Source organism: Caulobacter sp. GW821-FHT10E02, assembly GCF_059415225.1.
Window position 1 is genome coordinate 224,141 of the sequence record NZ_JBWKMV010000002.1, and the last position, 22,831, is coordinate 246,971.

Sequence of the window (22,831 nt, forward strand, 5' to 3'; positions counted from 1 at the left end):
CGGCGGAAAGCGACGAGAGCAAGACGCTCAGCCGCCCAGTTCTTTCGAACGGGCCACCGCCGCCTCCAGCGCCTTGGGCAGCAGCTCACCAAACCCGCCCTCGCCCATCAGCACGCTCAGCGCCGCGGCCGTCGTGCCGCCCGGCGAGGTCACCTGCTTGCGCAGCTCGGCCGGCTCTTCGCCGCCCTTCTCCATCAGCGCGGCGGCGCCGATGATCGTGGCGCGGGCGAGCTTGGCGCTGTCGGCGGCGTTCAGGCCCTGAGCGGCGCCGGCGGCTTCGAGGGCTTCGACGAAGGCGTAGAGATAGGCCGGGGCCGAGCCCGACACGGCCGTGGCCGCGTGCATCAGCTCTTCGCTCGGCAGATCGACCACGGTCGCGACTGGCGCGAACAAGGCATGGGCAGCGGCGCGGGCGTCAGCGTCTTCGGCGAAGATCGAAGCGGTCCCCCGGCCGATCGCCACGGCCGTCGTCGGCATCACCCGCGCCACCCGCCGGCCGCCAAACGCCTCGGAGATATCCGCCGCGCGCACCCCGGCCGCGATCGACACGATCACCGCATCCGCCGCCAGATGCGGGACCACGTCCTTGACCGCCTCGCGCCAGATCTGCGGCTTCACGGCCAGCAGCACGGTCCTGGCCGCGCCCAACGCTTCCAGCACGGGATTGACCACCGCGCCTTCGAAGGCAGCAGCGTCGACGTTCGGATCACGGATGATCAGGTCGGCGGTCGAGAAGGCGCCGGCGTCGCGCCAGCCCTCGATCAGGGCCCCGCCCATGCGCCCAGCGCCGAGAAGAAGGATGGGGGTCATGGAAAGGGCTCCGACGATGTCTCGTCGGAGCCCTTAAGCTTCCCAGAGGTCGCGGCCAAGGGGCCTTAGGCCTGGCCCACCGTCTCGAACATGCAGGCGGCCATGGCTTCGTCCGGGGTCTTGGCGCCCTGGAGCAGGAATTCGAAGGCCGGGAAGAAGCGGTCGGCGGCTTCCACCGCCGCGTCGATCATCGAGGCGGCCTGAGCCATGGTCGGGCGCTCGCCGGCCGGCAGGGCCAGGGCGTGACGGAACACGACTTCGCCGTCCTCGGTCCAGACCTCGAAATGACCCAGCCAGACGCGCTGGTTGATCAGGGCCAGGAGTTCATAGGCGTTGGCGCGCTTGGACTTCGGCGCGCGCAGGTCCAGCGACAAGCACAGCTGCAGGCAGTCGGCCTCGGGCCGCCAGGCGAACCACAGCTCGTAGTCCTTCCAGTCGCCCTTCAGCGCGAACGCCAGGTCACCGTCTTCGGTGCGATCAAAGGTGAGGTTTTCGGCCGACAGCACATGCTCGACCACCTCGAGGGGATCGAGAGCCATCAGGACGTCGTCGTCTTCCGGTTGGGTGTCCATGAAAAACCTACGTCCCCGCCCGCGACGGCGGGGGGAGCCCCCGCCATGAATCGCTCACGTGCCAAGGGACACTAATCTGCTTCGTTGCGTTCGTCTCAACTCGCTTCACGTCCGGAGCGAGCACCGATTCGGCTATTCGCCTGAACTCGCGGTTTTTTTCGCCGGCGGTTTCTTGGCCGCCTTCAGCTCGGCGACCTCTTCACGCAGCGCCGCGACCTCGGCCTTCAGGGCCTCGAAATCGTCGCGACGGATCAGGTCGAACTCGGCCGCCAGACGATCGGCCTGCGCCCGCATGGCGGTCTTGGCTTCCTCGCCGGCCGTCTGGGCGATGCCCATGGCCGCCTGGGTCAGCTTGGCGAATTCGTCGAGGAAGGGGTTCTGGCTGTGCATCGCAATTCCGAGGGGCCCGTTAGGTGGGCGACCGCTCTTATATGGGAAACGGGGGATGAAAGCGAAGCCCGAAGGCTATAGTGGTGCGACCATCTGTCCCGCACGGAGCCGCGCGTGATCTTCCCGAACATCGATCCGGTCGTCCATATCGGCTCGTTCGCCCTGCAATGGGGGCCGCTGGCCCTGCGCTGGTACGCCCTGGCCTATGTCGCCGGCATCCTGCTGGGCTGGCGCTTCGCGATCCGCATGACCCGCACGCCCAGCCTGTGGGGCGGCCGCACGCCGACCGCCACGCCGCTGCAGATCGACGACCTCGTCCTCTGGATCACCCTGGGCATCATCCTGGGCGGACGCCTGGGCTACATCCTCTTCTATATGCTGATGAACCAGGAGCAGCGGATCTGGCTGTTCGCGCACCCGCTGGACGTCTTCAAAATCTGGGAGGGCGGCATGTCCTTCCACGGCGGCTTCCTGGGCGTCTGCGCGGCGATCGCCCTGTTCGCCCGCCAGCAGAAGATCGACGTGCTGAAGCTGGGCGACCTGATCGCGCCGGTGGCCCCGATCGGCCTGTTCTTCGGCCGCATCGCCAACTTCATCAACGCCGAGCTTTGGGGTCGCCAGACCGATGGGCCGTTGGGCATCATCTTCTGCAACGAGACCATCAAGGCCGCCCATCCGCAGCACATCTGCCCGGCCGGTCCCTATCCGCGCCACCCCAGCCAGCTCTACGAAGCGGGCCTGGAAGGCCTGCTGCTGTTCCTGATCCTGGCCTTCGCCGTCTATCGCCTGAAGTGGCTGCAGCGGCGCGGGGCGATCGTGGCGACCTTCCTGATCGCCTACGGCCTGTTCCGACTGTCGCTGGAGAACGTGCGCAACCCCGACATCGGCATGCCCGACTTCCCGTTCGGCCTGACCATGGGGATGATGCTGTCAACGCCGATGATCCTGGTCGGCGGCTGGCTGATGTGGAAGGCGCTGCGCGAGCCCGTCGAGGTCCATGAGCCTGCTTGATCGCCTGAAGGCGCAGATCGCCCAGGACGGGCCGATCGGCGTCCCCGAGTTCTTCACCCGCTGCCTGCACGACCCGCGCGACGGCTACTACGCCATGCGCCCTGATCTGGGCGCGGGCGGCGACTTCATCACCGCGCCGCTGGTCAGCCAGATGTTCGGCGAACTGATCGGCCTGTGGGCAGTCGAGACCTGGACCCGAATGGGCCGGCCCTCGCCATTCCGCCTGGTCGAGATGGGACCGGGCGACGGCACGCTGATGAGCGACCTGCTACGGGCGGGGAAGCTGGATCCGGACTTCCTGGCCGCCGCGCAGGTGTGGCTGGTCGAGGTGTCGGCCCCGCTGCGGGCTCGGCAGGCCGAGCGGCTGGGCGATGCGCCTCGCTGGGTCGGGCGGCTGGACGAGGTTCCGGCCGGCGCGCCGATGATCCTGGTGGCCAATGAGCTGCTCGACTGCCTGCCGGCGCGGCAGTTCGTGCGGACCGAAACCGGTTGGGCCGAGCGGGTTATCGGCCTCGGCGAGGACGGGGAACTGGCGTTCGGGTTGCGGGCGTTGTCGGCGAAGGGCCCCTCCACCGGCTCCGCCGGTCCCCCTCCCCCAGAGGGGGAGGAGAGCCTGCCGCTGGGCGCGGTTCTGGAGTCGTCGCCGGCCCAGGCGGCGCTCGCTTCCGACATCGCCCACCGCCTGCTGACTGACGGCGGCGCGGCGCTGCTGATCGACTACGGCCGTGACGTCCCGGAAGCCGGCGACACGCTGCAGGCCGTACGCGGCCACCAGAAGGTCGATCCGCTGACCACGGCGGGCCTGGCCGACCTCACCGTCTGGGCCGACTTCCCCTCGGTGGTCGCCGCCGCGCGGGAGACCGGGGCCAAGGCCGGGCCGATCCTGACCCAGGCCGAGTTCCTGCTGGCCCTGGGCATCGAGGCCCGCGCCCAAGCGCTGGCGACCGCCCGCCCCGATCGCGCCGAGCAGATCGCAAGACAGCTTGATCGCCTCGTCGGCAAGGCGCAGATGGGCGCTCTGTTCAAGGTCGCGTGCCTGACCGCGCCCGACCTTTCGCCCCCCCTCTTCGAGGACGCGACATGACCGTGAAAAAGCCCGACCTGCCGACCATCCAGTCGCCGCTGCTCTCCAGCCTGCCGGGGATCAAGCACGCCTTCTTCACCCGCAAGGGCGGGACGTCGACCGGCATCTACGACAGCTTGAACGTCGGGCGCGGCAGCAAGGACGATCCGGCCGACGTGGTCGAGAACCGGGCCCGCGCGGCGCGCTGGTTCGGCGGCGATCCCGAAGACCTCAACACCTGCTACCAGATCCACTCGACCATCGCGATCAAGGCCGACGGCTCGTGGGGCGACGTGCGGCCGCAAGGCGACGCGGTGGTGACCAAGACGCCGGGCGTGATCTGCGGGGCTTTGGCGGCCGACTGCGCGCCGGTGCTGCTGGTCGATCCCGAGGCCCGCATCGTGGCCGCCGCCCACGCTGGCTGGCGGGGCGCGCTGGATGGCGTCGTCCAGGCCGCCGTCGACACCATGGTCGAGCTGGGCGCCAGGCCCGAACGCATCACCGGCGTCGTCGGCCCCTGCATTGGCCCCAAGTCCTACGAGGTGGGCCTGGAGTTCCTGCACAAGTTCGAGGCCGACTGCCCCGGCTCGGGCCGGTTCTTCAAGCCGGGCGCCAGCGACGACAAGCGCTTCTTCGACCTGCCGGCGTTCGTGCTGGACCGCCTGGAGACCGCCGGCGTCGAGCGCCGCGAATGGGTCGGCCGCGACACCCGGGCGGAGGAGGAATGGTTCTTCTCCAACCGCCGCGCCTTCCTGAACGGCGAGGGCGACTATGGCCGCCTGCTGTCGGCGATCAGTCTCGAGGCGTGAGGCTTCCGGAACACGCCGGCGATCCTCCGCGTACGGAAGCGAAAAAGTCTGGCCGTTAACACTTGTGCCTGAGGCGATCGCTGCTAGAAGGCCCGGCAACGGCGACCCCCACACCCGAGATCATCATGAAGCTGCTGTCCGGCAACTCCAACCGCCCGCTGTCCCAGGCGATCGCGGAATATCTCGACATGCCGCTGACCCGCGCCCAGGTGCGCCGGTTCGCCGATCTCGAGGTGTTCGTCACCATCGACGAGAACGTGCGGGGCGAGGACGTCTTCGTCATCCAGTCGACCAGCTACCCGGCCAACGACAACCTGATGGAGCTGCTGATCTGCATCGACGCCCTGAAGCGCGCGTCGGGCAAGCGGATCACCGCCGTGCTCCCCTATTTCGGCTATGCCCGCCAGGACCGTAAGACCGGCGGCCGCACGCCGATCTCGGCCAAGCTGGTCGCCAACCTGATCACCCGCTCGGGCGCCGACCGCGTCCTGACGATGGATCTGCACGCCGGCCAGATCCAGGGCTTCTTCGACATCCCGACCGACAACCTGCTGCCCTCGCGCCTGATGGCCGACGACATCCGCAAGCACTATCCGATGGGCGACGACCTGATGGTCGTGTCGCCGGACGTCGGCGGCGTGGTGCGCGCCCGCGCCCTGGCCAAGCGCCTGGAAGACGCCGATCTGGCCATCGTCGACAAGCGCCGCTCGGGCCCGGGCCAGTCGGAAGTCATGAACATCATCGGCGACGTCAAGGATCGCCGCTGCATCCTGTTCGACGACATCGCCGACTCGGCCGGCACGCTGTGCAACGCCGCCCAGGCCCTGATGAGCCACGGCGCCAAGTCGGTCAGCGCCTACATCACCCACGGCGTCCTGTCGGGCGCGGCGGTGGACCGCGTCGCCAATTCGGTCCTGACCGAACTGGTGGTCACCGACTCGATCGAGGCCTCGGACCAGGCCAAGACCTGCCCCAAGATCCGCTACGTCTCGTGCGCCCCGCTGATCGGCGAGGCGATCCGCCGCATCGCCAACGAAGAGTCGGTTTCGAAGCTCTTCGACTAAACGCCCCTCTCCCGATCTTCCCGGCGAAAGCCGGGAGCCAGATCTCATGGCGCTGGGGATGATTGGAGGGGCTCAGCGCCCCTAGAGCCCGCCCCAGCACTCTTCCATCTGGGCCCCGGCTTTCGCCGGGGAAAACGGAGATGGGGGAAATCGGGTTATTGGGGTGCTCGCGAGCGCAAACTCGCCTCGCGCACGGCCACGCTTGTAAAAGTCTGGTTAACGGGGCGACAGTCACATTGTCGCCGACCTGGCCTGCTAAGCGCGCCACCAAAGACTTGATGGGGAACTTCTAGACATGCGTTTTCAATCGCGTACGCGCGTCGTCCTGACGACGACCGTCGTGGCGCTGGCCGCCCTGATGGCGGCCTGTAGCTCCCCGCCGCCTCCTCCGCCGCCGCCGGTCGTGCAGGCTCCGCCGCCGCCGCCGCCGATCACCCTGTCGGCCAGCATCGTCGAGCGCGCCAGCGCCTTCCGCGGCTACATGGCCCGCGCCGCCACCGTCTCGCCGACCTTCCAGAACGGCGACCAGATCCAGGCGTCGCTGAAGCTGGGCGCGTCCTACGAGACCAAGTCGTTCATGAACGGCGCGGTGGCCTATGCCGCCGTCCTGGCCCTGCAGGACCCCACCTTCGTCGCCTCGGTGCGCGAGGTCGCCAAGAACCCGGCCCAGCGCCAGGAGATGATCACCAACATCTTCTCCAACCCCTCGTACGCCGCCGTGTTCAAGGGCAGCGACAGCGCCGCGGGCCTGATCATCGACACGATCGGAAACGACGGCCTGAAGGTCTACATGGCCGGCAAGGCCGTGAAGCAAGCCGCCTACGACGTGCAGAAGTCGACCTGGTCGAAGAGCTCGGTCGTCGATCGCGACGGCCGCCTGGCGTCCGCGAAAAGCCTGTCGGCCAGCCCGGCCCTGGCCGAGAGCGCCGACGTGGCCGTGCTGCAGCAGGCCTCGACCGGCGGTCAGTCGCTGGGCCTGACCCCGCGCACCGCTCCGGCTCCCTACCAGCCCGTGGTCATCCGCGGCCTGGCGGTCGCGGCCCTGGCCGCCCTGGGCGCGGCCGGCGACAGCAACCTGGCCTCGATCGACGCGCTGAGCGCCGACTGGGCCACGGCCAACTGCCTGAACATGGCCAAGCTGAACCTCTACCAGTGCCTGGCCGTGTCCAAGCCGCACTACGAGGACATCTTCTGCCTGGGTCAGCACATCCTGATCGACACCGGCGCCTGCGTGGTGAAGGCCTCGGGCGCGACCCTGCCGCCCGAACCGCCCCCGCCGGCCCACGTCGAGCCGGTCAAGAAGACCGTGGCCAAGAAGGGTCCGGCCAAGAAGCCGGCCGCCAAGAAGGGCTGATCTTCCACCCCATTCCTGCCGAAAGGGCCGGGCGTTGCGTCGCCCGGCCCTTTTGTGTATGTAGCGCGACCCCAAAACGACGCTGGCGAGCGTGGCAATACAGCCATAGGCGCTAGGTCACATCGAGAGCATCCGGCTCTCAGAAAGATACGACAATGGCCGAGATCATTCTGAACGTTGAAGTCCGTGAAGGCGCCGGCACTGGCGCCGCGCGCGCCGTGCGCCGCGAAGGCAAGGTCCCGGGCACCCTGTACGGCGGCGGCAAGGCTCCGGTGAACATCGCCGTGAAGATGAACGAATTCCGCAAGTCGCTGTACACCGGCAAGCTGCTGGGCCACCTGGTGACCCTGCAACACGGTGAAGAAAAGCAATCGGTCATCGCCAAGGCGATCCAGTTCCACCCCGTCACCGACGAGCCGGTCCACTTCGACCTGTTCCGCGTCAGCGAACACCAGCTGATCAAGATCGAAGTGCCGGTGCACTTCAAGAACCACGAAACCTCGGTCGGCCTGAAGAAGGGCGGCTCGCTGGAAGTCATCCGTCACACCGTCGAGCTGGCCTGCCCGGCCGACCAGATCCCGGAAGAGCTGGTCATCGACCTGGCCACGCACGACATCGGCGACACCATCCGCATCTCGGAAGTGAAGCTGCCGGAAGGCGTGAAGCCGGCCACGGACCGCGACTTCGTGATCGCGACCCTGAAGGCCTCGTCGGCCGCCCAGTCGGGCGCCGGCGACACCACCACCGAAGGCTAATCGCCTCTCGGTCGGTGAACCGAACCGATCTAAAGAGCGGGCGGGCCTCACGGTCCGCCCGTTTTTCTTTGTCCTCTTGAGATCCAAGCGATGCTGATCCTCGCCGGCCTGGGCAATCCTGAGTCCAAGTACGAGAAGAACCGCCACAACGTCGGCTTCATGGCCGTCGATGCGCTGGCGCGGAAATGGGGTACGGCCCCGTGGCGCGCGCGCTTCCAGGGCCTGGCCTGCGAGGGGCAGGTCTCGACCCCGGACGGCCTCGTCAAGCTGCTGCTGCTCAAGCCCAAGACCTATTACAACGAGAGCGGCCGCGCGGTGGGCGAGGCCATGAAGTTCTTCAAGCTGGCCCCGTCGGACGTCATCGTCTTCCACGACGAGATCGACATGGCCCCGGGCCGCTTCCGCATGAAGGCCGGTGGCGGGGCGGCCGGCAACAACGGCATCCGCTCGGTGACCAGCCAGGTCGGCGACGCCTTCCGCCGCGGCCGCATCGGCGTGGGCCATCCAGGCCACAAGGACGCGGTCATGCACTACGTGCTGGGCGACTTCCACAAGGTCGAGCACCAGTGGCTGGACCCGATGCTGGACGCCATCGCCGACGCCCTGCCCTTCGCCGCCGTGGGCGACGACGAGCGCTACCAGGCCGAGGTCATGCGCCTGGCCCCGGCGCCCAAAGCCGATCCCAGGAAGCCGCCCAAGGACGATTGACGACCGCTCGCAGTCGCGAGAAAGACCGGGAGCAAGTCCGAGGTTATCGATGTTCTCGCTTCCGCTGCCGCTGATCGGCCTGTCGTTCCTGATCGCCATCGTCCTGTGCGTCCATGTGGTCCGCACCGGCCAGCAGATGTACTGGCTGTGGATCATCCTGGCGTTCCAGCCGATCGGCGGGATCGTCTATTTCGTCGCCATCATCGCCCCGCCCTGGTTCGGCGGCCGCACGGCCCAGAAGATGGGCCAGGCCGCGCGCAAGGCCATCGACCCGCAGCGCGAGTACCGCGAGGCCGCCCGCGCCGTCGAGGACACCGCCACGGTCGCCAACCGCGTCCGCCTGGCTGTCGCCGCCTCGGAGCTGGGCAAGCACGCCGAGGCCGAGAAGCTCTATGCCGACAGCCTGACGGGCATGTACGCCGACGACCCGCAGCTGCTGCTGGGCCGCGCCAACGCCCTGATCGAGCTCTCGCGCCCCAACGACGCCCTGCCGCTGCTGGAGAAGCTGGCCGAGTCGCCCACCGGCGGCCGCACGGCCCACGTCATGCTGGCGCTAGGCCGCGTCTATCACGCCCTGGGCCGCGAGGAGCAGGCCGAGACCGCTCTGCGCTGGGCCGCCGACAACTATCCGGGCTTCGAGGGCATCGCCCGCTACGCCGTCTTCCTGGCCCGCACGGAGCGCAAGGACGAGGCCCGCGTGCAGCTGGCCGAGATCGACAAGCGCCTGTCCAAGACCCACGCCCACTTCCGCAAGGAGGCCAAGAGCTGGCGGGACTTCGCGGCGGCGGCGATCGCCGGCTAGTCGAACGGGTCGTCGCCTCGACGCCAGGCGCGGAGCGCCACGCCGATACCCCACAGCGCCGCCAGGATCGCCGAGACGATCAGCGCGGCGTTGAAGCCGCGCTCGATCATCAGCAGCGAGTCCACCGCCTTGAGGGTGGGCAGGACAGGGCAGTCGCCGTCCTTCACTCTCGCCGGCGCAGGACGCCGTAGCGCCTCCCGGTGGGCCAAGCGCTCGCTGGTGGCGCTGATCTCCACGCACCGCGCCCAGTCGCCGCCCGGGGTGATGACGTAGGACTTCAGCGGCGGGTCTCGCATGAGACCCACCACCGAGACGCCGATGGCGCCCACATACGCCGCCGCGCACAGCGCCACGAGACGGGTTCGGCTCGTCACCACTAGGCCACCAGCACCGGCGCCAGCTCAACCGCCGGCGAGCGCTCGTTGGCGACTTCCTGAGCCCGCAGGTGGGCTTCCAGGATGTCGAGGATCTCCGAGTCGACCTCGGCGTCGAACTTGCGCGCGAAGAGGTCCGGGCTCGAGGTCAGGGCGTCCGCGTCGGCCGCCGTGTAGGTGCGGGGACGCAGCTTGATGTCGCCGTCGGGCACCCAGTCGATCATCCGCTTGTCGTCGTTGACGACCTCGCCATGGGCGGCGGTGTTCATCATCACGGTCTGGAAGAAGCCCTCATCGGCGATGAAGGTGTTGCGGTAGAAGGCCTTGTAGCGATCCACCGACGGGTCGTGACAGACGAAGTCGCAGAACTTGCGGCTGACGATCTTCCACTGATTGCCGATGTAAGGCGTGGCGTCCTTCAGGAAGAGCCGGGTGACCAGGCTGTCGACGATGCGGCCGCCCTGCTCGACCACGTGCTGCAGGACCCGGCCCATGGTCTCGGGGCGAATGCTGGCCTGGTCGAGGACGCGGATGAACTCCCGGCCCCGGTTGGCGTCCAGGAAGCCCCGGATCTGCTCCTGCGTCGCCAGGGGGAAGTCCTGGCCGCTCAGATTGATGAAGTAGTCCCAGCGGGCGTCCATCTCCAGCAGCTTGGCCATGCCGCGCAGCTCGGCGTCGACCAGGCTGTAGCCGCCCCACAGGGCGCGCTTGCTCTCCAGGACGGCGGCGTTGGGATAGGCGGCGAGGAACCCGCGAAGGTCGCTCTCCAGCTCCGGGCCGGCGTTCTTGTCGACATGGACGAGGTAGTGGTTGGCCGGATCGTGGATCGCCTTGAACAGCCGCTTGAACTGTTCGGGATAGCGGTGGACCAGGATCAGGTAGGCGATGGTCGGCGGCGCGTGGCGCGGGACTTGGCTCAAGACTTGGTGCCTCGCAGGGCGTCCGGGTCGATCGGCCGGGGCCGGATGGGCTGGCTGCCCGTCGAGCGGGAGTCGTACAGGCCCTTGGGGCCCGAGGGGCGGGTTCCGGGGTAGGTCTTCATGGCATGGCCTTTCGTCGAGCGCGCCGATCCGCGGCGCTCGGTCTGCTTGGGGCCGATCGCTACTTCTTGCGCGGCGCCAGGGTCTGCGACAGCACCGACGGCGCGGCGGCGATCACCTTGGGCTTGGCCGTCTTGGGTTTGCGGACTTCACGATTGCCTTTGGACAAGGAGCGTTCCTTTCGGGGGAAGACGCGGACGGCGACCAGGGGCGCAGCGTTCGGGCCAAGCCCGACCCGTCGCGGTCGACCGTGATTTTTGATGACGTCTGGGGCGCCCCGGCTTCGGGGCCTTGGGACCGTCCGCCAGGGGGACCGGTCCAGATGGCGTGACTGCGCGCCTCGGGAAGACCTTAGCACGCGCGGCCGCGCGACGGGGAAATGATTGCGTCGTGGGGAGCCATCCCCCTCGGATCGCGCTATCATCTCCGCGCCACGGATTACCCCGCGCCATGCGGGGCTCGTCGGCCCGAAAGGACGTCATGTCCGCCCCCTCGAACACTCTCGCCCCGACGGCGCTTCGATGAGCCCGTGGAGCGCCCTGCTGGCCGGTTTCGGCGCGCGCCAGGTTTCGCAACGAGAGGTGAAGGCCGAGGCCTTCTTCCTGGGCAATCGCCACAAGGGCGAGATCCGGGAAGGCGCGGAAAGGGAATTGCTGGCGCCCGGGCTGACGCCCGATCGCGCCGCCCTGCTGCGCGCGGTCATCCGCATGACGCCTCGGACCGCCAAGCAGGAGGTCCGCTCATGACCGACGAAGACGCCCAGGCGATGCGTCGCGAGAACGCCTATCTCAAGACCCGGAACGCCCAGCTGCAGGGCGATGTCACCAGCCTCAGCGGCCAGGTCGTGCGCATGCAGCAGGAGCTGGAGCGCCTGAGCGGCCGCCATTTGGGCCGCTCACCCGATCCGCTGTCGGCCGGCCAGTCGTAGAGCGGGTCAGAACCGCCCGCGCTGGAAGTCCTCGAACGCCTGCACGATCTCCTCGCGGGAGTTCATGACGAACGGGCCGTGCCAGAACACCGGCTCGTCGATCGGACGGCCGGCCAGCAGCAGCACGCGGGCATCGGTGACGGCCTCGACCCGCACCGTGTCGCCACGGCCCAGGAACACGCCCGACAGCGCGTCGACCGTGTCATGGGCGACGCGGACCTGACCCTCATAGACGGCCAGCATGGTGTTGCGGTCGTCGCCGACCGGCTCCTCGAACACTGTCCCGGCCGGCAGGACGACGTCGAAGTACAGGGCGTCGACCGCGCCGCCGCCGATCGGACCGGCGGTGCCGCCATCCGTGACGCCCGAGATCACCTTCACGGTGACGCCGTCGTCGCGGGCCTCGACCGGGATCGCGTCGCTCTCGAACTCCGAATAGCCGGGCTCGCTCATCTTCAGCTTGGCCGGCAGGTTCACCCACAGCTGGAAGCCGCGCATGCGCCCTTCCGCCTGCTCGGGCATCTCGGAATGGACGATGCCCTTGCCGGCCCGCATCCACTGGATGCCGCCGGGACCGATGATCCCCTCGCGGCCGGTGTTGTCCTTGTGACGCATCCGGCCTTCCAGCATGTAGGTCACGGTCTCGAAGCCGCGATGCGGGTGGTCGGGGAAGCCGCCCATGTAGTCCGACGCCTGGTCGTTGTCGAAACAGTCCAGCATCAGGAACGGGTCGAACATCTGGGCTTCCGGCGTGCCCAGCATCCGGGTCAGCCGCACGCCGTCGCCATCCGAGGCGGGCATGCCTTTCACGATCTTCAGGACGGGACGAACGCTCATGGGGTGCTCCTTTGCGCCTTTGATATCTGATGCGGTTGCAGTTTGTTCAAGAGGCGCCGTCGTTCGCCTTTCGCGACCATCCGTGGTAATCGCCCGCCCAACGAAATCCACGAGAGTTCCATGGCCCTTAAAGTCGCCATCGTCGGCCTGCCCAACGTCGGCAAGTCCACCCTGTTCAACGCCCTGACCCAGACGGCGTCGGCCCAGGCCGCGAACTATCCGTTCTGCACGATCGAGCCCAACACCGGCGAAGTCGCCGTGCCCGAGCCGCGCCTGGACGCCCTGGCCAAGATCGCCGGCTCCAAGGAAATCATCCCGGCCCGGATCACCTTCGTCGACATCGCCGGCCTGGTGCGCGGCGCGTCCAAGGGCGAAGGCCTGGGCAACCAGTTCCTGGCCAACATCCGCGACTGCGACGCCGTGGCCTTCGTGGCCCGCTGCTTCGAGGACGGCGACATCGTCCACGTCGAAGGCCGCATCGACCCGATCAGCGATCTCGAGATCATCGAGATGGAGCTGATGCTGGCCGACCTGGAAAGCCTGGAAAAGCGCGTCCCCGCCCTTGAGAAGCGCGCCAAGGTCGGCGCCGACAAGGAAAGCGCCAACACCCTGCGCCTGGCCAATATCGCCCTGGCTCTGCTGCGCGAAGGCCGCCCGGCCCGCGCCGCCAAGATCGACGCCGACGACGAGAAGGCGTGGCACATGCTGCAGCTGCTGACCTCGCTGCCGGCCCTGTACGTCTGCAACGTCGACGAAGGCAGCGCCGACAAGGGCAACAAGTACAGCGAGCTCGTGGCCGAACGCGCCGCCAAGGACAACGCCAAGAGCGTCGTCATCTCGGCCCAGATCGAGAGCGAGATCGCCCTGCTGGACTCCGAGGAGCGCGCCGAGTTCCTCGAAACCCTGGGCCTGGAAGAGCCGGGTCTGAACCGCTTGATCCGCGAAGCCTACAAGCTGCTGGACCTGCAGACCTACTTCACGGTCGGCCCCAAGGAAGCCCGCGCCTGGACCATCCACGTCGGCGACACCGGCCCGCAGGCGGCCGGCGTCATCCACACCGACTTCGAGAAGGGCTACATCCGCGCCGAAACCATCGCCTTCGACGACTTCGTCCGCCTGGGCGGCGAAAACGGCGCCAAGGAAGCCGGCAAGATGCGCGCCGAAGGCAAGGAATACGTCGTCAAGGACGGCGACGTGATGCACTTCCGCTTCAACGTCTAAGCATCCAGAACAAACCAGCGGCCGGAGCGGAAACGCCCCGGCCGTTTCGCATTGGGGAGTACGCCTATGTCCGACACCGTCACCCTGACCTCCGCCATCGACGGCTTTGCCTTCACCGCCCTGCACGCCCAGCCGGAGGGCGCGCGTAAAGGCGGCGTGGTGGTGATCCAGGAGATCTTCGGCCTCGACCAGTACGTCCAGGCCGATGTCGCGCGCTGGGCGGCCAAGGGCTTCGAGGTCCTGGCCCCGTCGATCTTCGACCGCGCCGAGCCGGGCTTCACCGCCGAGCACGATCCGAAGGGCTTCCAGACCGGCGTCAGCTACGTGCAGAAGGTCGGGATCGACGCCATGCTGTCGGACATCCAGGCCTGTATCGACGAGCTGGCCGCGCGTGGTCCGGTGTTCGCGGTCGGCTATTGCCTGGGCGGCTCGCTGGTCTGGCTGTCGGCCGGCCGGCTGAAGGGCCTGGCGGCGGGCTCGGCCTATTACGGCAGCATGATCGCCGCCAATGCCGAGCTGGCGTTGAACGCGCCGGTGATCGTGCACCTGGGCCGCCAGGACGGCCACATCCCGGCCGACGAGGTCAAGGCCAAGGTCGAGGCCGCCCACCCGGACGTGCCGGTCTACGTCTACGAAAACAGCGGCCACGGCTTCAACAACGACGGCCGGCCCGACAGCGACCTGGCCGACGCCGAGCTGGCCCGCGAGCGGACCCTGGCGCTGTTCGTCGCCAACGGCGCCGCCTGATGGGCGAACGGATCGCCCTGGCCTGCAAGGAAGACGGCTCCCCGTTCGCCGCCTACCACGCGCCGTCGCAGGAAGCCCGGCGCGGTGGCATCGTCATGCTGCACGCGATCTGGGGCGTCACGCCTCACCTGCGCCAGCTCGCCGACAGCCTGGCCGAGCAGGGCTACGAGGTCATCGTCCCCAGCCTGATGGACGCGGCCGACGCCGAGTTCCCGGTCGAGGACACCACGCCTTCGATCCTCGACGCCCGCATGGCCATGGGCAAGGCGACCGGCTGGGGCGTCTCGACCCTGCCCCGCGTCCAGGCCTGTATCGACGCTCTACAGGGTCCGGTGTTCGCCATGGGCTTCTGCTATGGCGGCACCACGGCCTGGCTGGCGGCCTGCCGTTGCGAGGGACTGACGGCGGTCTCGGCCTTCTATGGCGGCGACATCGTGGCCTATCGCGACGAGACCCCCAAGGTCCCGACCATCCTGCACTTCGGCAAGACCGACGGCATGATCCCGCTGGCCGATGTCGAGGCCATCCGCGACACGCACCCGGAGATGCCGATCTATCTCTACGACGCGGGTCACGCCTTCGTCGCGCCGAACGGCCACCACCCCGACAGCGCCAAGCTGGCCCTGCTGCGGACCTCGCAGCTGTTCCATCGGTCCAGCGGGAGCAAGGGCGAGGCTTGAACGCCGGCCTGATCCTATTCGTCTGGGGTCCGGCGGCGATCTTCGTCGGCTGGTTCCTGATCACCAAACCGCTGCTGGTGCTGCGCCTCAACCCGCAACGGGACGTGCTGCGTATCAAGCGGGACCTGGAGGGTCAGGGGCGGACCGTCACCGCCATCCGCCGCGTCGGCACGGCCTGGGGCCGGGAATTCCAGTATCCCACCTACCGAAAATACGCCGCGACTGTCCGGAGGCACGACGGCGAGACCGCCGAGTTCGTGGTCGGCGTGGCGTTCGGCCTGGCCTCGGACGCCGAGTTCGTGGACTACGATCCGGAGGCCCGGAAAGCGTTCTTCAGGGGTTCGGCGACGTTCTTCTGACCCGCTTGCCGCCTCGCCACGCCCCGCCTAGGCTCGGCGCATGATCCGCTCACTGACCGTCTCCGCCCTGTCGTTCCTGCTCGCCGCCTCGCCGGCCTTGGCCCAGACGGTGGTCATCGTCCGCCACGGCGAGAAGGTCTCGCCCAACGGTGATCCGGACCTTTCGGCGGCTGGCCAGGCCCGCGCCCAGGCGCTGGCGGCCAGCCTGGCCGGAGCCAAGGTCGCGCTGGTGCTGGCCACGCCGCTGAAACGCACCCAGCAGACCGGCCAGCCCACGGCCGACGCGGCGGGCCTGAAGATCGTCCCGATCGCCCTGGATGGCGGCGCGGCCGCCCACGCCCAGCGCGTCGCGGAGGCGGCTCGCAAGGCCGCCCCCGACACCACGGTGCTGGTCGTCGGTCACAGCAATACGGTCACCGACATCGCCCGCGCCCTGGGCGATCCCGCGCCCGAGGCGCTGACCGACTGCGAGTACGACCACATGACGGTCATTCAGCTGGGCGCGACGCCCCGAGCGATCCACACACGCTATGGCGAGCCGACCAAGGCTTGCTGAAGCTATTTGGGCGGGATCGCCCCGGCCGTCGGCCAGGCGCTGTCGCCCAGGCGCTTGAGGTTCATCTCGAAGAACTGCGCCGGGGCCTGGCCGGCCACGACCCGTTCGCCGATCTCGCGCCAGGCGCCCTCCTTCATCACGGCGGTGTAGCGGATGGTCATCGGCCCGGCCGGGATCTCCCAGACATAACCGTCGGCGGTGGGCGTCAGCTTGAAGTCGCCGGCCTGGCCCATGGCGTAGGAGCGCATGCTGTAGACGCCCGTCGCGGGCTCGAAGGAGATCACGCCCAGGGCGTTGAAGCCGGTCGAGCCATCGGCGTTGTAACCGCGCCCTTCGACGACCTTGACCGCGCCGCCCAGCAACGGGCCGATCCGCTCGGCCTGGGTGATCTCATGACGGCCGGTGGGACCGACGTTCCAGGCCGGACCGCGCCAGGTCCCGTCCATCCAGGAGAGCTTCTTCATCGCCTCGGTCTGGGCGGCGATGCGCGGGCCGGGGTCGGGCGGCATCTGCGCATGGGCGACGCCGGCGGCGAGCGCGAAGGCGGTCAACGACGCGGCGAACAGCTTGCTGGGCATGGCGATCCCCTCCAGGAATTCGCCCATACTTTGTTATGCAAAGTTCTTGTCGTCAACAGGCTTGCGGACCAACCGGCGGATCAGCGGCTCGCGCAGGGCGATCGCCAGCGGGATCAGCCAGAAGGCGAAGCCGGGCAACCACGGGGCCTGGGCCATCGGTCCGAAGGTCAGGCCCGCCGAGACCAGGCCGGAAACGGCGGCGATGGTCCATACGTCGCGGCTCATGCGGATCGAGGCCAGGCTCTCGGCCACGACGCCCAGCTGGTCGCGATGGTTCAAGGCGTGTTGGTAGAGCGCCGTGAACAGTCCGGCCAGGATCGCGAAGCCGACGCCGTAGATCCGGAAGAGACCACGCAGGTCGTCGAGGGTCCGGACGATCTCCCGGCCGCTCAGCACACCGCGCGACAACCAGCCGAAGCCGGACTCGATCAGCATCCGCAGCGGGAAGACGTAGACCAGCACCGTGAAGACGATGGCCAGGGCGTTGAGGGTCGACAGGGTGTCGCGACGCGGGACCAGGCGGCCGTACTCACGATAGGCCAGCCAGAACATGGCGATCAGGGCGAAGGCTCCCAGCGAGGCCGGAATGCGGCCCAGCGCTCGCCACAGGGCGTCGATGGTGGCCGTCGGCTCGGCGCTGGCGATGATCAGCAGGGTGACCGCGAAGGCGAAGGCCGCATCGACGAAGGCGTCCAGCCGCTTGCCCGCCTCGTGCTCCGCATCGTGTCCGTCGGTCATGCTCGCCCCTCCGCCCGGAGGCGCAGGATGAACGACGTTCTTCGGGGATGTCGAGACCGTCGCCGAAGCGTCACGGCTGAGTTACGCTGGCGCCCATGCGTTGCCGCGTAACCGTCCTGGTCCTGATGCTCGCCCTGCCCCTCGCCGGCGCGGCGCGGGCGGGCGAGACGGCGTGCTGGTTCGAGAACGGGGCGATCATCGCCCCGGCGGTGCTCGGCAGCATGGCTGGCGACTATGTCATCGACCTATCGGCCCCGCGCACCCTGCTGCACGAGACCAAGGCCCAGATGGAGGGCATCACCGTCCCGGAGCTGACCCTGCCCGTGGAGCTCGCGGGCCTCAAGGCGTCGGCCGTGTCGGTCAAGGTCGCCGACCTCGACGCGCGGGGCGCGGGCTTCGTCACCCCGATCGCCGGCGTCATCGGCATGGACGTCCTGGCCGGCCACAGCGTCGAGATCGACTTCGCCCATTGCCGGGTGCGCATCGACCAGCCGTGGCGCGCGCGCCGGCAGGTCGTGCTGCCGGTCGAGATGATCGAGGGCCTGCCGACCATCCCTGCGGCCGTCAGTGACGGTCCTACGGCCCTGCGCGGAGCCTTCGCCATAGACACCGCCTCCAAGGCCATGGCGCGGCTGTCGACCCGCGGGGCGGCCGCCACCGGCAAGCTGGACGCCGGCGCTCGCCACCAGGCTCCAGCGCGGCTGCGGGCGCTGTCGATCGGCGGGGTCCTGGCCGAGAACGTCCCCGCCTCCCTCGCCGACGACCTGCCGGAAGGCGTCGATGGGACCCTGGGCACGGCCCTGTGGGCGCGTCACCGCCTGCGCCTAGCCGCCGACGCCCGGACCTTGTCGGTCGCGCCCTGAGGCCGTAAGTCTGGACGCTTAGACGCAGGAGAGCGCCTTTGATCGTCGTCGCCATCGCCAACAGCCGCCGCAGCGGCGACGCGAGCCTGCGCGCCTGACGTCCGCCGCTCGGCCTTCGCGCTGATCCCAGCGCGCTTCTTCAAAGCCGAGACTTTTGATGCTCATCGAAGCCAAGACCGAAGACTTCGCCGCCTTGCTGCGCGGCGAGGCCCCCGCGCCCTATCGCCTGGCCGACAGCGACCTGGCCCCGCCCGAGGTGCTGGCCATGCTGGCCCAGCTCGCCGACCAGATCCGCATGGTGTTCAGCCCCAGCGCCTGGATGATCGTGGAGGACGGCGAGATCGTCGGCCTGATCTCGCCCACCCGGCCGCTGGACGCCGCCGACCGCTCCTTGCGGATCGGCTACGGCGTCGCGCCCACCCGCTGGGGCCGAGGCGTCGCCACCCGCGCCGTCGCCGACCTGGCGGCCTGGGCGAGGGACGACGACCGCGTTCTGGCGCTCACCGCCGAAACCTCGATCGACAATCCCTCCTCGCAGACGGTGCTCAGCCGCAACGGCTTCCTGGCCGTGAGCGAGCGCGAGGACAGCGAGGACGGGCCCCTGATCTGCTGGCGGTTAGACCTGTAGGCCACAAAGAAGAAGGGCCCGGTGTTTCCACCGGGCCCTTCGAACTTTCAGCTCTACGCGTCGCTTAGTGCGACTCGTTCCGCCACACGGTCTTGTAGCTGGCGTACAGCAGACCCGAGAGCAGCAGCAGGTAGATCAGGACGGCGAAGCCGGTCTGCTTGCGCTCTTCCAGCTTGGGCTCGGCGGCCCACATCAGGAAGGCCGAGACGTCCTTGGCCTGCTGGTCCAGGGTCGACTTGGTGCCGTCGTCGAACGTCACCAGGCCGTCCTTGAGCGGCGGGGCCATGGCGATGAAGCCACCGGCCGGAATGTGCTCGTGGCTGCCCGACCACGCCGACGACAGGTCGCCAGGGAAGTACGGGTTGTAGTGGCCGCCGGTCGGGACCTTGAGGCCAGCCGGAGGAGTCTTGTAGCCGGTCACGATCGAATAGATGTGATCCGGGCCTTCTTCGCGGGCCTTGGCCAGCAGCGACATGTCCGGCGGCAGGGCGCCGCCGTTCGAGGCGCGGGCCGCGGCTTCGTTGGCGAACGGGCCGGGGAAGTGATCCGCGCTGGTGGCCGGACGCTTGATGGCGTCGCCGGTTTCACCGTCGATGTCGGCGACCTCGTAGTCCTTGGCGATCGCCTTGACCCACGGGTTGTCGTTCGAGTTCGGATACTTCTCGCTGTAGAACGGGCCGCCCTTGTCGCCGAGGTTACGGAACGCAACCAGCTTCATCGAGTGGCAGGCCGAGCAGACCTCGCGATAGACCTTGTAGCCGCGTTGCAGCTGCGCCTGGTCGAACTTGCCGAAGGGGCCTTCGAACGACCAGTGCACTTCCTTGGCCGGCAGGGCCCCGCCGTTGGCGAGGGCCGGGCTGGCGGCGCCGACGACCAGGAGACCCGCCGCAGCCGCGATAACCGAGAGTTTGCGGAGCATCGGGATCAACCCTTGTGAGCGTCGGCCGAAAGGGCCGGCGAAGCGATCGAGTCCGGAACCGGCAGGGTCTTTTCGACAAGACCCAGGACCGGGAGCACGACCAGGAAGAAAGCGAAGTAGTAGAGCGAGGCGACGCGGCTGAGCCACACGAAGCTGTTCAGGTCCGAACCGCCCAGCTGGAACGTGGTCAGGTGCGGGATCACCGGATCGTCAGGCAGCTTGGCGCCGCAGAAGCCCAGGACGATGCAGGCCACCAGGAAGAACAGGAAGTAGATCTTCGCGGTCGGGCGGTAGCGCATCGAGCGGACCTTCGAGGTGTCCAGCCAGGGCAGAGCGAACATGCAGGCGATGGCGCCGAACATGGCCAGCACGCCCATCAGCTTGTCCGGCACGGCGCGCAGGATCGCGTAGAACGGCAGGAAGTACCATTCCGGAACGATGTGCGACGGCGTCACCAGCGGGTTGGCCTCGACATAGTTGTCGGCGTGGCCAAGCGCGTTGGGCATGTAGAAGACGAAGAAGGCGAAGAGGATCAGGAAGACGCTCATCGCGAAGCCGTCCTTCACCGTGGCGTACGGCGTGAAGGCGACGGTGTCGGCCTTCGACTTCGGATCGACGCCGGTCGGGTTGTTCTGGCCGACCACGTGCAGAGCCCAGATGTGCAGGATCACGACGCCCGCGATCATGAAGGGCAGCAGGTAGTGCAGCGAGAAGAAGCGGTTCAGGGTCGGGTTATCGACCGCGAAACCACCCCACAGCCAGGTGGTGATGCTCTCGCCAACCAGCGGCAGGGCGCCGAACAGGTTGGTGATGACGACGGCGCCGTGGAACGACATCTGGCCCCAGGGCAGGACGTAGCCCATGAAGGCGGTGGCCATCATCAGCAGGTAGATCACGCAGCCCAGCAGCCACAGCACTTCACGGGGCGCCTTGTAGGAGCCGTAGTAGAGGCCGCGCAGCATGTGGATGTAGACGGCGATGAAGAACATCGACGCGCCGTTGGCGTGCATGTAGCGGATCAGCCAGCCGTAGTTCACGTCGCGCATGATGTGCTCGACGGAAGCAAAGGCGCCTTGGGCGCTCGGCGTGTAGTGCATCACCAGGATGATGCCGGTGATCAGCTGGGAGGCCAGGCACAGCGACAGGATGCCGCCGAAGGTCCACCAATAGTTCAGGTTCCGCGGCGTGGGGTAGTCAACGAACGAGTCGTAGCCCAGACGGATGATCGGCAGACGGGCGTCGAGCCAGCGCTCGATACCGGTCTTCGGTTGATAGGTCGAATGTCCGCTCATCTCGCTTAACCGATCTTGACCTTGGTGTCGGTGAGGAAGGCGTACTCCGGAACCACCAGGTTCTTGGGCGCGGGGCCCTTACGGATACGACCCGAGGTGTCATAGACCGAGCCGTGGCACGGGCAGAACCAGCCGCCGTACTCGCCACCGCCGAAGGTCGGCACGCAGCCCAGGTGGGTGCAGTTGCCGCCGACGATCAGCCATTGGGACTTGCCCGGCTTCACGCGCGCGGCGTCGGTTTCCGGGTCCTTCATCGCGGCGTGGTCGTCAGCGACGGCCTTGGCGATCTCGGCCTTGGTGCGGTTACGCACGAAGAGCGGCTTACCGCGCCACTTGACCGTGACCTGCTGGCCCTCGGCCACCTTGGTCAGGTCGAACTCGGTCGAGGCCAGGGCCCGCGTGTCCGCGGACGGGTTCATCTGGTCGATGAACGGCCACACCAGGGTCGCTGCGCCGCCGGCGGCGGCCGCGATCGCGGCGATGTGAATGAAATCGCGCCGGGAGGGATCGCTCCCGTGTTCCGGCTCGGTCGTTGCGCCCACGGCGGTGTCGGCCACCTACGTCACCCTCTTATTCCGTCAGTCCACGAAAAGCGGTCCGACTTGGAGAAGCGCTTTTCAGCGCCATATCTTGCTCGACCCGCAAGCGGATCTCCGCCACAAGGCAGCGGTCGGATCGTCGTATCGGACGCGCGGACCGAGTCCGCAAGCCCTTTCGATTCCCGGCAAAGCCCCTGCTGCCCTTGTGGTTGGTTCGCTTATTATGCGTATCGCACTTTTTCAACCAGGCATTCCCCAAAACGTCGGCGCGGCCATCCGTTTGTCGGCCTGCTTCGGGGTCGGGCTCGACGTGATCGAGCCCTGTAGTTTTCCCTTGGATGACAAGAGCTTGAAGCGCGCGGCCCTGGATTATGGCCCTCTCACGCAGCTGATGCGACACGACAGCTGGGAGGCTTTCCTTAAGGCGCCGGAGCGTGTTGACGGGCGCCTGCTGCTCTTCACGACCAAGGGCGCCACGCCCTTCCACAGGTTTTCGTTCGCCCCCGGAGATACGCTGCTGTTCGGCAACGAGAGTCGCGGCGCGCCCGAAGAGGTCCACGAAGCGGCGCAGGGCCGCATCGTCATCCCGATCCGGGCCGAGACCCGCTCGATGAACCTGGCGACGACCGCGGCGATGGCGCTGGGCGAGGCGCTACGGCAGACCCAGGGCTTTCCCGGGGATCAGTGATCCCCGAAGTCGACGTCCCGGCGCGCGGCGACGATCGTCACGATGAAGCCGGCCAGGACGTCCAGCAGCACCATCAGGGTGATCAGGAAGAAGGTCGAGGTCGCGAAGGCCGGGGCGAGCAGGAACTCGACCAGGCACAGGATAAACAGCACCATCGACAGCGAGTGGTTGATGATCGCGATCTTGCGGCTGGTCGTCGATTTCAGCAGTTCGACGAACAGCACCACCAGCGAGGCGGCCAGCAGCAGGTCGCCCAGGCTGACGCCCCATTCGGCCCGCGAGGTCATGTGGATCGTGAACAGCTTGTCGGACATGCGCACGCCGGCGTCGACGGCCTTGAAGCCGCCCGCCAGGGTCAGGGCGACCAGGTTGTAGACAATGACCGGCAGCGCCAGCAGCGGAACGGCTGCGAACATCGAAGTTCCCCCTTTGGCGCGAGAATGCAGTCTCATGCCATGGTTAAGGCGTAGCGGGATTTTTCGTTGCGGTGAAGCTGCCGCAACTCA

At 68.0% G+C, this 22,831-nt stretch carries 30 protein-coding genes and 1 pseudogene; 18 read left to right on the forward strand and 13 right to left on the reverse strand.

Going from position 1 to position 22,831, the window contains the following annotated elements; all coding sequences use genetic code 11:
* Positions 1-27: 27 nt before the first annotated feature.
* The 3 genes from proC to AC07NI_RS10845 all read right to left on the reverse strand — a co-directional run bounded on the left by proC (position 28) and on the right by AC07NI_RS10845 (position 1,772).
* Positions 28-810 (reverse strand): pyrroline-5-carboxylate reductase, encoded by a 783-nt coding sequence (gene proC, locus AC07NI_RS10835; protein WP_494618818.1) that lies wholly within the window; start codon positions 808-810, stop codon positions 28-30.
* Positions 811-875: 65 nt separating this feature from the next.
* On the reverse strand, positions 876-1,382 hold the full coding sequence (locus AC07NI_RS10840; RefSeq protein ID WP_125156682.1) for a type III secretion system chaperone family protein: 507 nt from the start codon (positions 1,380-1,382) through the stop codon (positions 876-878).
* Positions 1,383-1,514: 132 nt separating this feature from the next.
* Positions 1,515-1,772, reverse strand: coding sequence for an accessory factor UbiK family protein (locus AC07NI_RS10845; RefSeq protein ID WP_494618819.1), 258 nt, complete (start codon positions 1,770-1,772; stop codon positions 1,515-1,517).
* Between the two features lie 114 nt (positions 1,773-1,886).
* Here AC07NI_RS10845 and lgt point away from each other — a divergent pair, with 114 nt between their 5' ends.
* From lgt to AC07NI_RS10885, 8 genes are all read left to right on the forward strand, one after another.
* Positions 1,887-2,783 carry a prolipoprotein diacylglyceryl transferase gene (gene lgt, locus AC07NI_RS10850; protein WP_494618820.1) on the forward strand — a complete coding sequence of 299 codons (897 nt, stop codon included), beginning with the start codon at positions 1,887-1,889 and terminating at the stop codon, positions 2,781-2,783.
* On the forward strand, positions 2,770-3,867 hold the full coding sequence (locus tag AC07NI_RS10855; protein ID WP_494618821.1) for a class I SAM-dependent methyltransferase: 1,098 nt from the start codon (positions 2,770-2,772) through the stop codon (positions 3,865-3,867). Before lgt ends, AC07NI_RS10855 begins: the two co-directional genes overlap by 14 nt.
* A gap of 2 nt (positions 3,868-3,869) precedes the next feature.
* Positions 3,870-4,655: a peptidoglycan editing factor PgeF gene (pgeF, locus tag AC07NI_RS10860; protein ID WP_494620502.1), complete on the forward strand. Its 786-nt coding sequence runs from the start codon at positions 3,870-3,872 to the stop codon at positions 4,653-4,655.
* Between the two features lie 125 nt (positions 4,656-4,780).
* Positions 4,781-5,719 (forward strand): ribose-phosphate pyrophosphokinase, encoded by a 939-nt coding sequence (locus tag AC07NI_RS10865; RefSeq protein ID WP_494618822.1) that lies wholly within the window; start codon positions 4,781-4,783, stop codon positions 5,717-5,719.
* A 295-nt stretch (positions 5,720-6,014) separates the two neighbouring features.
* Positions 6,015-7,073, forward strand: a complete 1,059-nt coding sequence (locus AC07NI_RS10870; RefSeq protein WP_494618823.1) for a hypothetical protein — start codon at positions 6,015-6,017, stop codon at positions 7,071-7,073.
* Positions 7,074-7,228: 155 nt separating this feature from the next.
* Positions 7,229-7,828, forward strand: a complete 600-nt coding sequence (locus tag AC07NI_RS10875) for a 50S ribosomal protein L25/general stress protein Ctc (protein WP_494618824.1) — start codon at positions 7,229-7,231, stop codon at positions 7,826-7,828.
* A gap of 90 nt (positions 7,829-7,918) precedes the next feature.
* Positions 7,919-8,536, forward strand: coding sequence for an aminoacyl-tRNA hydrolase (gene pth / locus AC07NI_RS10880; protein ID WP_494618825.1), 618 nt, complete (start codon positions 7,919-7,921; stop codon positions 8,534-8,536).
* A gap of 49 nt (positions 8,537-8,585) precedes the next feature.
* Complete coding sequence (locus tag AC07NI_RS10885) at positions 8,586-9,338, forward strand: tetratricopeptide repeat protein (protein WP_494618826.1); 753 nt, start codon at positions 8,586-8,588, stop codon at positions 9,336-9,338.
* On the opposite strand, the gene AC07NI_RS10890 is transcribed toward AC07NI_RS10885, so the two are convergent.
* The 3 genes and pseudogenes from AC07NI_RS10890 to AC07NI_RS10900 form a co-directional block, all read right to left on the reverse strand.
* Positions 9,335-9,712, reverse strand: a complete 378-nt coding sequence (locus tag AC07NI_RS10890) for a hypothetical protein (RefSeq protein WP_494618827.1) — start codon at positions 9,710-9,712, stop codon at positions 9,335-9,337. The two genes, AC07NI_RS10885 and AC07NI_RS10890, sit on opposite strands and share 4 nt — an antisense overlap.
* 2 nt (positions 9,713-9,714) lie before the next feature.
* Positions 9,715-10,602: pseudogene (locus AC07NI_RS10895) on the reverse strand (beta-1,6-N-acetylglucosaminyltransferase); the annotation flags it as partial.
* Positions 10,603-10,628: 26 nt separating this feature from the next.
* Positions 10,629-10,754 carry a hypothetical protein gene (locus AC07NI_RS10900; protein WP_494618828.1) on the reverse strand — a complete coding sequence of 42 codons (126 nt, stop codon included), beginning with the start codon at positions 10,752-10,754 and terminating at the stop codon, positions 10,629-10,631.
* A gap of 519 nt (positions 10,755-11,273) precedes the next feature.
* Between AC07NI_RS10900 and AC07NI_RS10905 the strand changes: the two genes are divergently transcribed.
* Together AC07NI_RS10905 and AC07NI_RS10910 are read left to right on the forward strand one after the other, a co-directional pair.
* Complete coding sequence (locus AC07NI_RS10905; protein WP_494618829.1) at positions 11,274-11,498, forward strand: hypothetical protein; 225 nt, start codon at positions 11,274-11,276, stop codon at positions 11,496-11,498.
* Positions 11,495-11,680 carry a coiled-coil domain-containing protein gene (locus AC07NI_RS10910; protein ID WP_494618830.1) on the forward strand — a complete coding sequence of 62 codons (186 nt, stop codon included), beginning with the start codon at positions 11,495-11,497 and terminating at the stop codon, positions 11,678-11,680. The genes AC07NI_RS10905 and AC07NI_RS10910 overlap by 4 nt, the downstream gene beginning before the upstream one ends.
* A gap of 6 nt (positions 11,681-11,686) precedes the next feature.
* Here AC07NI_RS10910 and AC07NI_RS10915 read toward each other — a convergent pair whose 3' ends face one another.
* Positions 11,687-12,517, reverse strand: coding sequence for a pirin family protein (locus AC07NI_RS10915; protein ID WP_494618831.1), 831 nt, complete (start codon positions 12,515-12,517; stop codon positions 11,687-11,689).
* Between the two features lie 120 nt (positions 12,518-12,637).
* Between AC07NI_RS10915 and ychF the strand changes: the two genes are divergently transcribed.
* From ychF to AC07NI_RS10940, 5 genes are all read left to right on the forward strand, one after another.
* Positions 12,638-13,738 carry a redox-regulated ATPase YchF gene (ychF, locus tag AC07NI_RS10920; RefSeq protein WP_494618832.1) on the forward strand — a complete coding sequence of 367 codons (1,101 nt, stop codon included), beginning with the start codon at positions 12,638-12,640 and terminating at the stop codon, positions 13,736-13,738.
* Between the two features lie 66 nt (positions 13,739-13,804).
* Positions 13,805-14,485: a dienelactone hydrolase family protein gene (locus tag AC07NI_RS10925; protein ID WP_494618833.1), complete on the forward strand. Its 681-nt coding sequence runs from the start codon at positions 13,805-13,807 to the stop codon at positions 14,483-14,485.
* On the forward strand, positions 14,485-15,165 hold the full coding sequence (locus AC07NI_RS10930; protein WP_494618834.1) for a dienelactone hydrolase family protein: 681 nt from the start codon (positions 14,485-14,487) through the stop codon (positions 15,163-15,165). The genes AC07NI_RS10925 and AC07NI_RS10930 overlap by 1 nt, the downstream gene beginning before the upstream one ends.
* Complete coding sequence (locus AC07NI_RS10935) at positions 15,162-15,524, forward strand: hypothetical protein (RefSeq protein WP_494618835.1); 363 nt, start codon at positions 15,162-15,164, stop codon at positions 15,522-15,524. Before AC07NI_RS10930 ends, AC07NI_RS10935 begins: the two co-directional genes overlap by 4 nt.
* Before the next feature lie 40 nt (positions 15,525-15,564).
* Positions 15,565-16,080 (forward strand): SixA phosphatase family protein, encoded by a 516-nt coding sequence (locus tag AC07NI_RS10940; protein WP_494618836.1) that lies wholly within the window; start codon positions 15,565-15,567, stop codon positions 16,078-16,080.
* 2 nt (positions 16,081-16,082) lie between these two features.
* On the opposite strand, the gene AC07NI_RS10945 is transcribed toward AC07NI_RS10940, so the two are convergent.
* Positions 16,083-16,658, reverse strand: coding sequence for a DUF1579 domain-containing protein (locus AC07NI_RS10945; protein WP_494618837.1), 576 nt, complete (start codon positions 16,656-16,658; stop codon positions 16,083-16,085).
* Between the two features lie 33 nt (positions 16,659-16,691).
* A complete protein-coding gene (locus AC07NI_RS10950) occupies positions 16,692-17,396 on the reverse strand; it encodes a TMEM175 family protein (RefSeq protein WP_494618838.1) in 705 nt (234 codons plus the stop codon).
* Between the two features lie 95 nt (positions 17,397-17,491).
* Between AC07NI_RS10950 and AC07NI_RS10955 the strand changes: the two genes are divergently transcribed.
* A complete protein-coding gene (locus AC07NI_RS10955; protein WP_494618839.1) occupies positions 17,492-18,259 on the forward strand; it encodes a pepsin/retropepsin-like aspartic protease family protein in 768 nt (255 codons plus the stop codon).
* Positions 18,260-18,416: 157 nt separating this feature from the next.
* Positions 18,417-18,887, forward strand: a complete 471-nt coding sequence (locus AC07NI_RS10960) for a GNAT family N-acetyltransferase (RefSeq protein ID WP_494618840.1) — start codon at positions 18,417-18,419, stop codon at positions 18,885-18,887.
* A 64-nt stretch (positions 18,888-18,951) separates the two neighbouring features.
* On the opposite strand, the gene AC07NI_RS10965 is transcribed toward AC07NI_RS10960, so the two are convergent.
* From AC07NI_RS10965 to petA, 3 genes are read right to left on the reverse strand one after another with little or no spacing between them, the layout of a single operon-like run.
* Positions 18,952-19,806, reverse strand: coding sequence for a cytochrome c1 (locus tag AC07NI_RS10965; protein WP_494618841.1), 855 nt, complete (start codon positions 19,804-19,806; stop codon positions 18,952-18,954).
* Between the two features lie 5 nt (positions 19,807-19,811).
* Complete coding sequence (locus tag AC07NI_RS10970) at positions 19,812-21,098, reverse strand: cytochrome b (RefSeq protein WP_494618842.1); 1,287 nt, start codon at positions 21,096-21,098, stop codon at positions 19,812-19,814.
* A gap of 5 nt (positions 21,099-21,103) precedes the next feature.
* On the reverse strand, positions 21,104-21,655 hold the full coding sequence (petA, locus tag AC07NI_RS10975) for a ubiquinol-cytochrome c reductase iron-sulfur subunit (RefSeq protein WP_494618843.1): 552 nt from the start codon (positions 21,653-21,655) through the stop codon (positions 21,104-21,106).
* A 205-nt stretch (positions 21,656-21,860) separates the two neighbouring features.
* Between petA and AC07NI_RS10980 the strand changes: the two genes are divergently transcribed.
* Complete coding sequence (locus AC07NI_RS10980) at positions 21,861-22,325, forward strand: tRNA (cytidine(34)-2'-O)-methyltransferase (protein WP_494618844.1); 465 nt, start codon at positions 21,861-21,863, stop codon at positions 22,323-22,325.
* On the opposite strand, the gene AC07NI_RS10985 is transcribed toward AC07NI_RS10980, so the two are convergent.
* Entirely contained in the window at positions 22,319-22,741 is a 423-nt protein-coding gene (locus tag AC07NI_RS10985) for a hypothetical protein (protein ID WP_494618845.1), read from the reverse strand. The two genes, AC07NI_RS10980 and AC07NI_RS10985, sit on opposite strands and share 7 nt — an antisense overlap.
* Between the last annotated feature and the right edge of the window lie 90 nt (positions 22,742-22,831).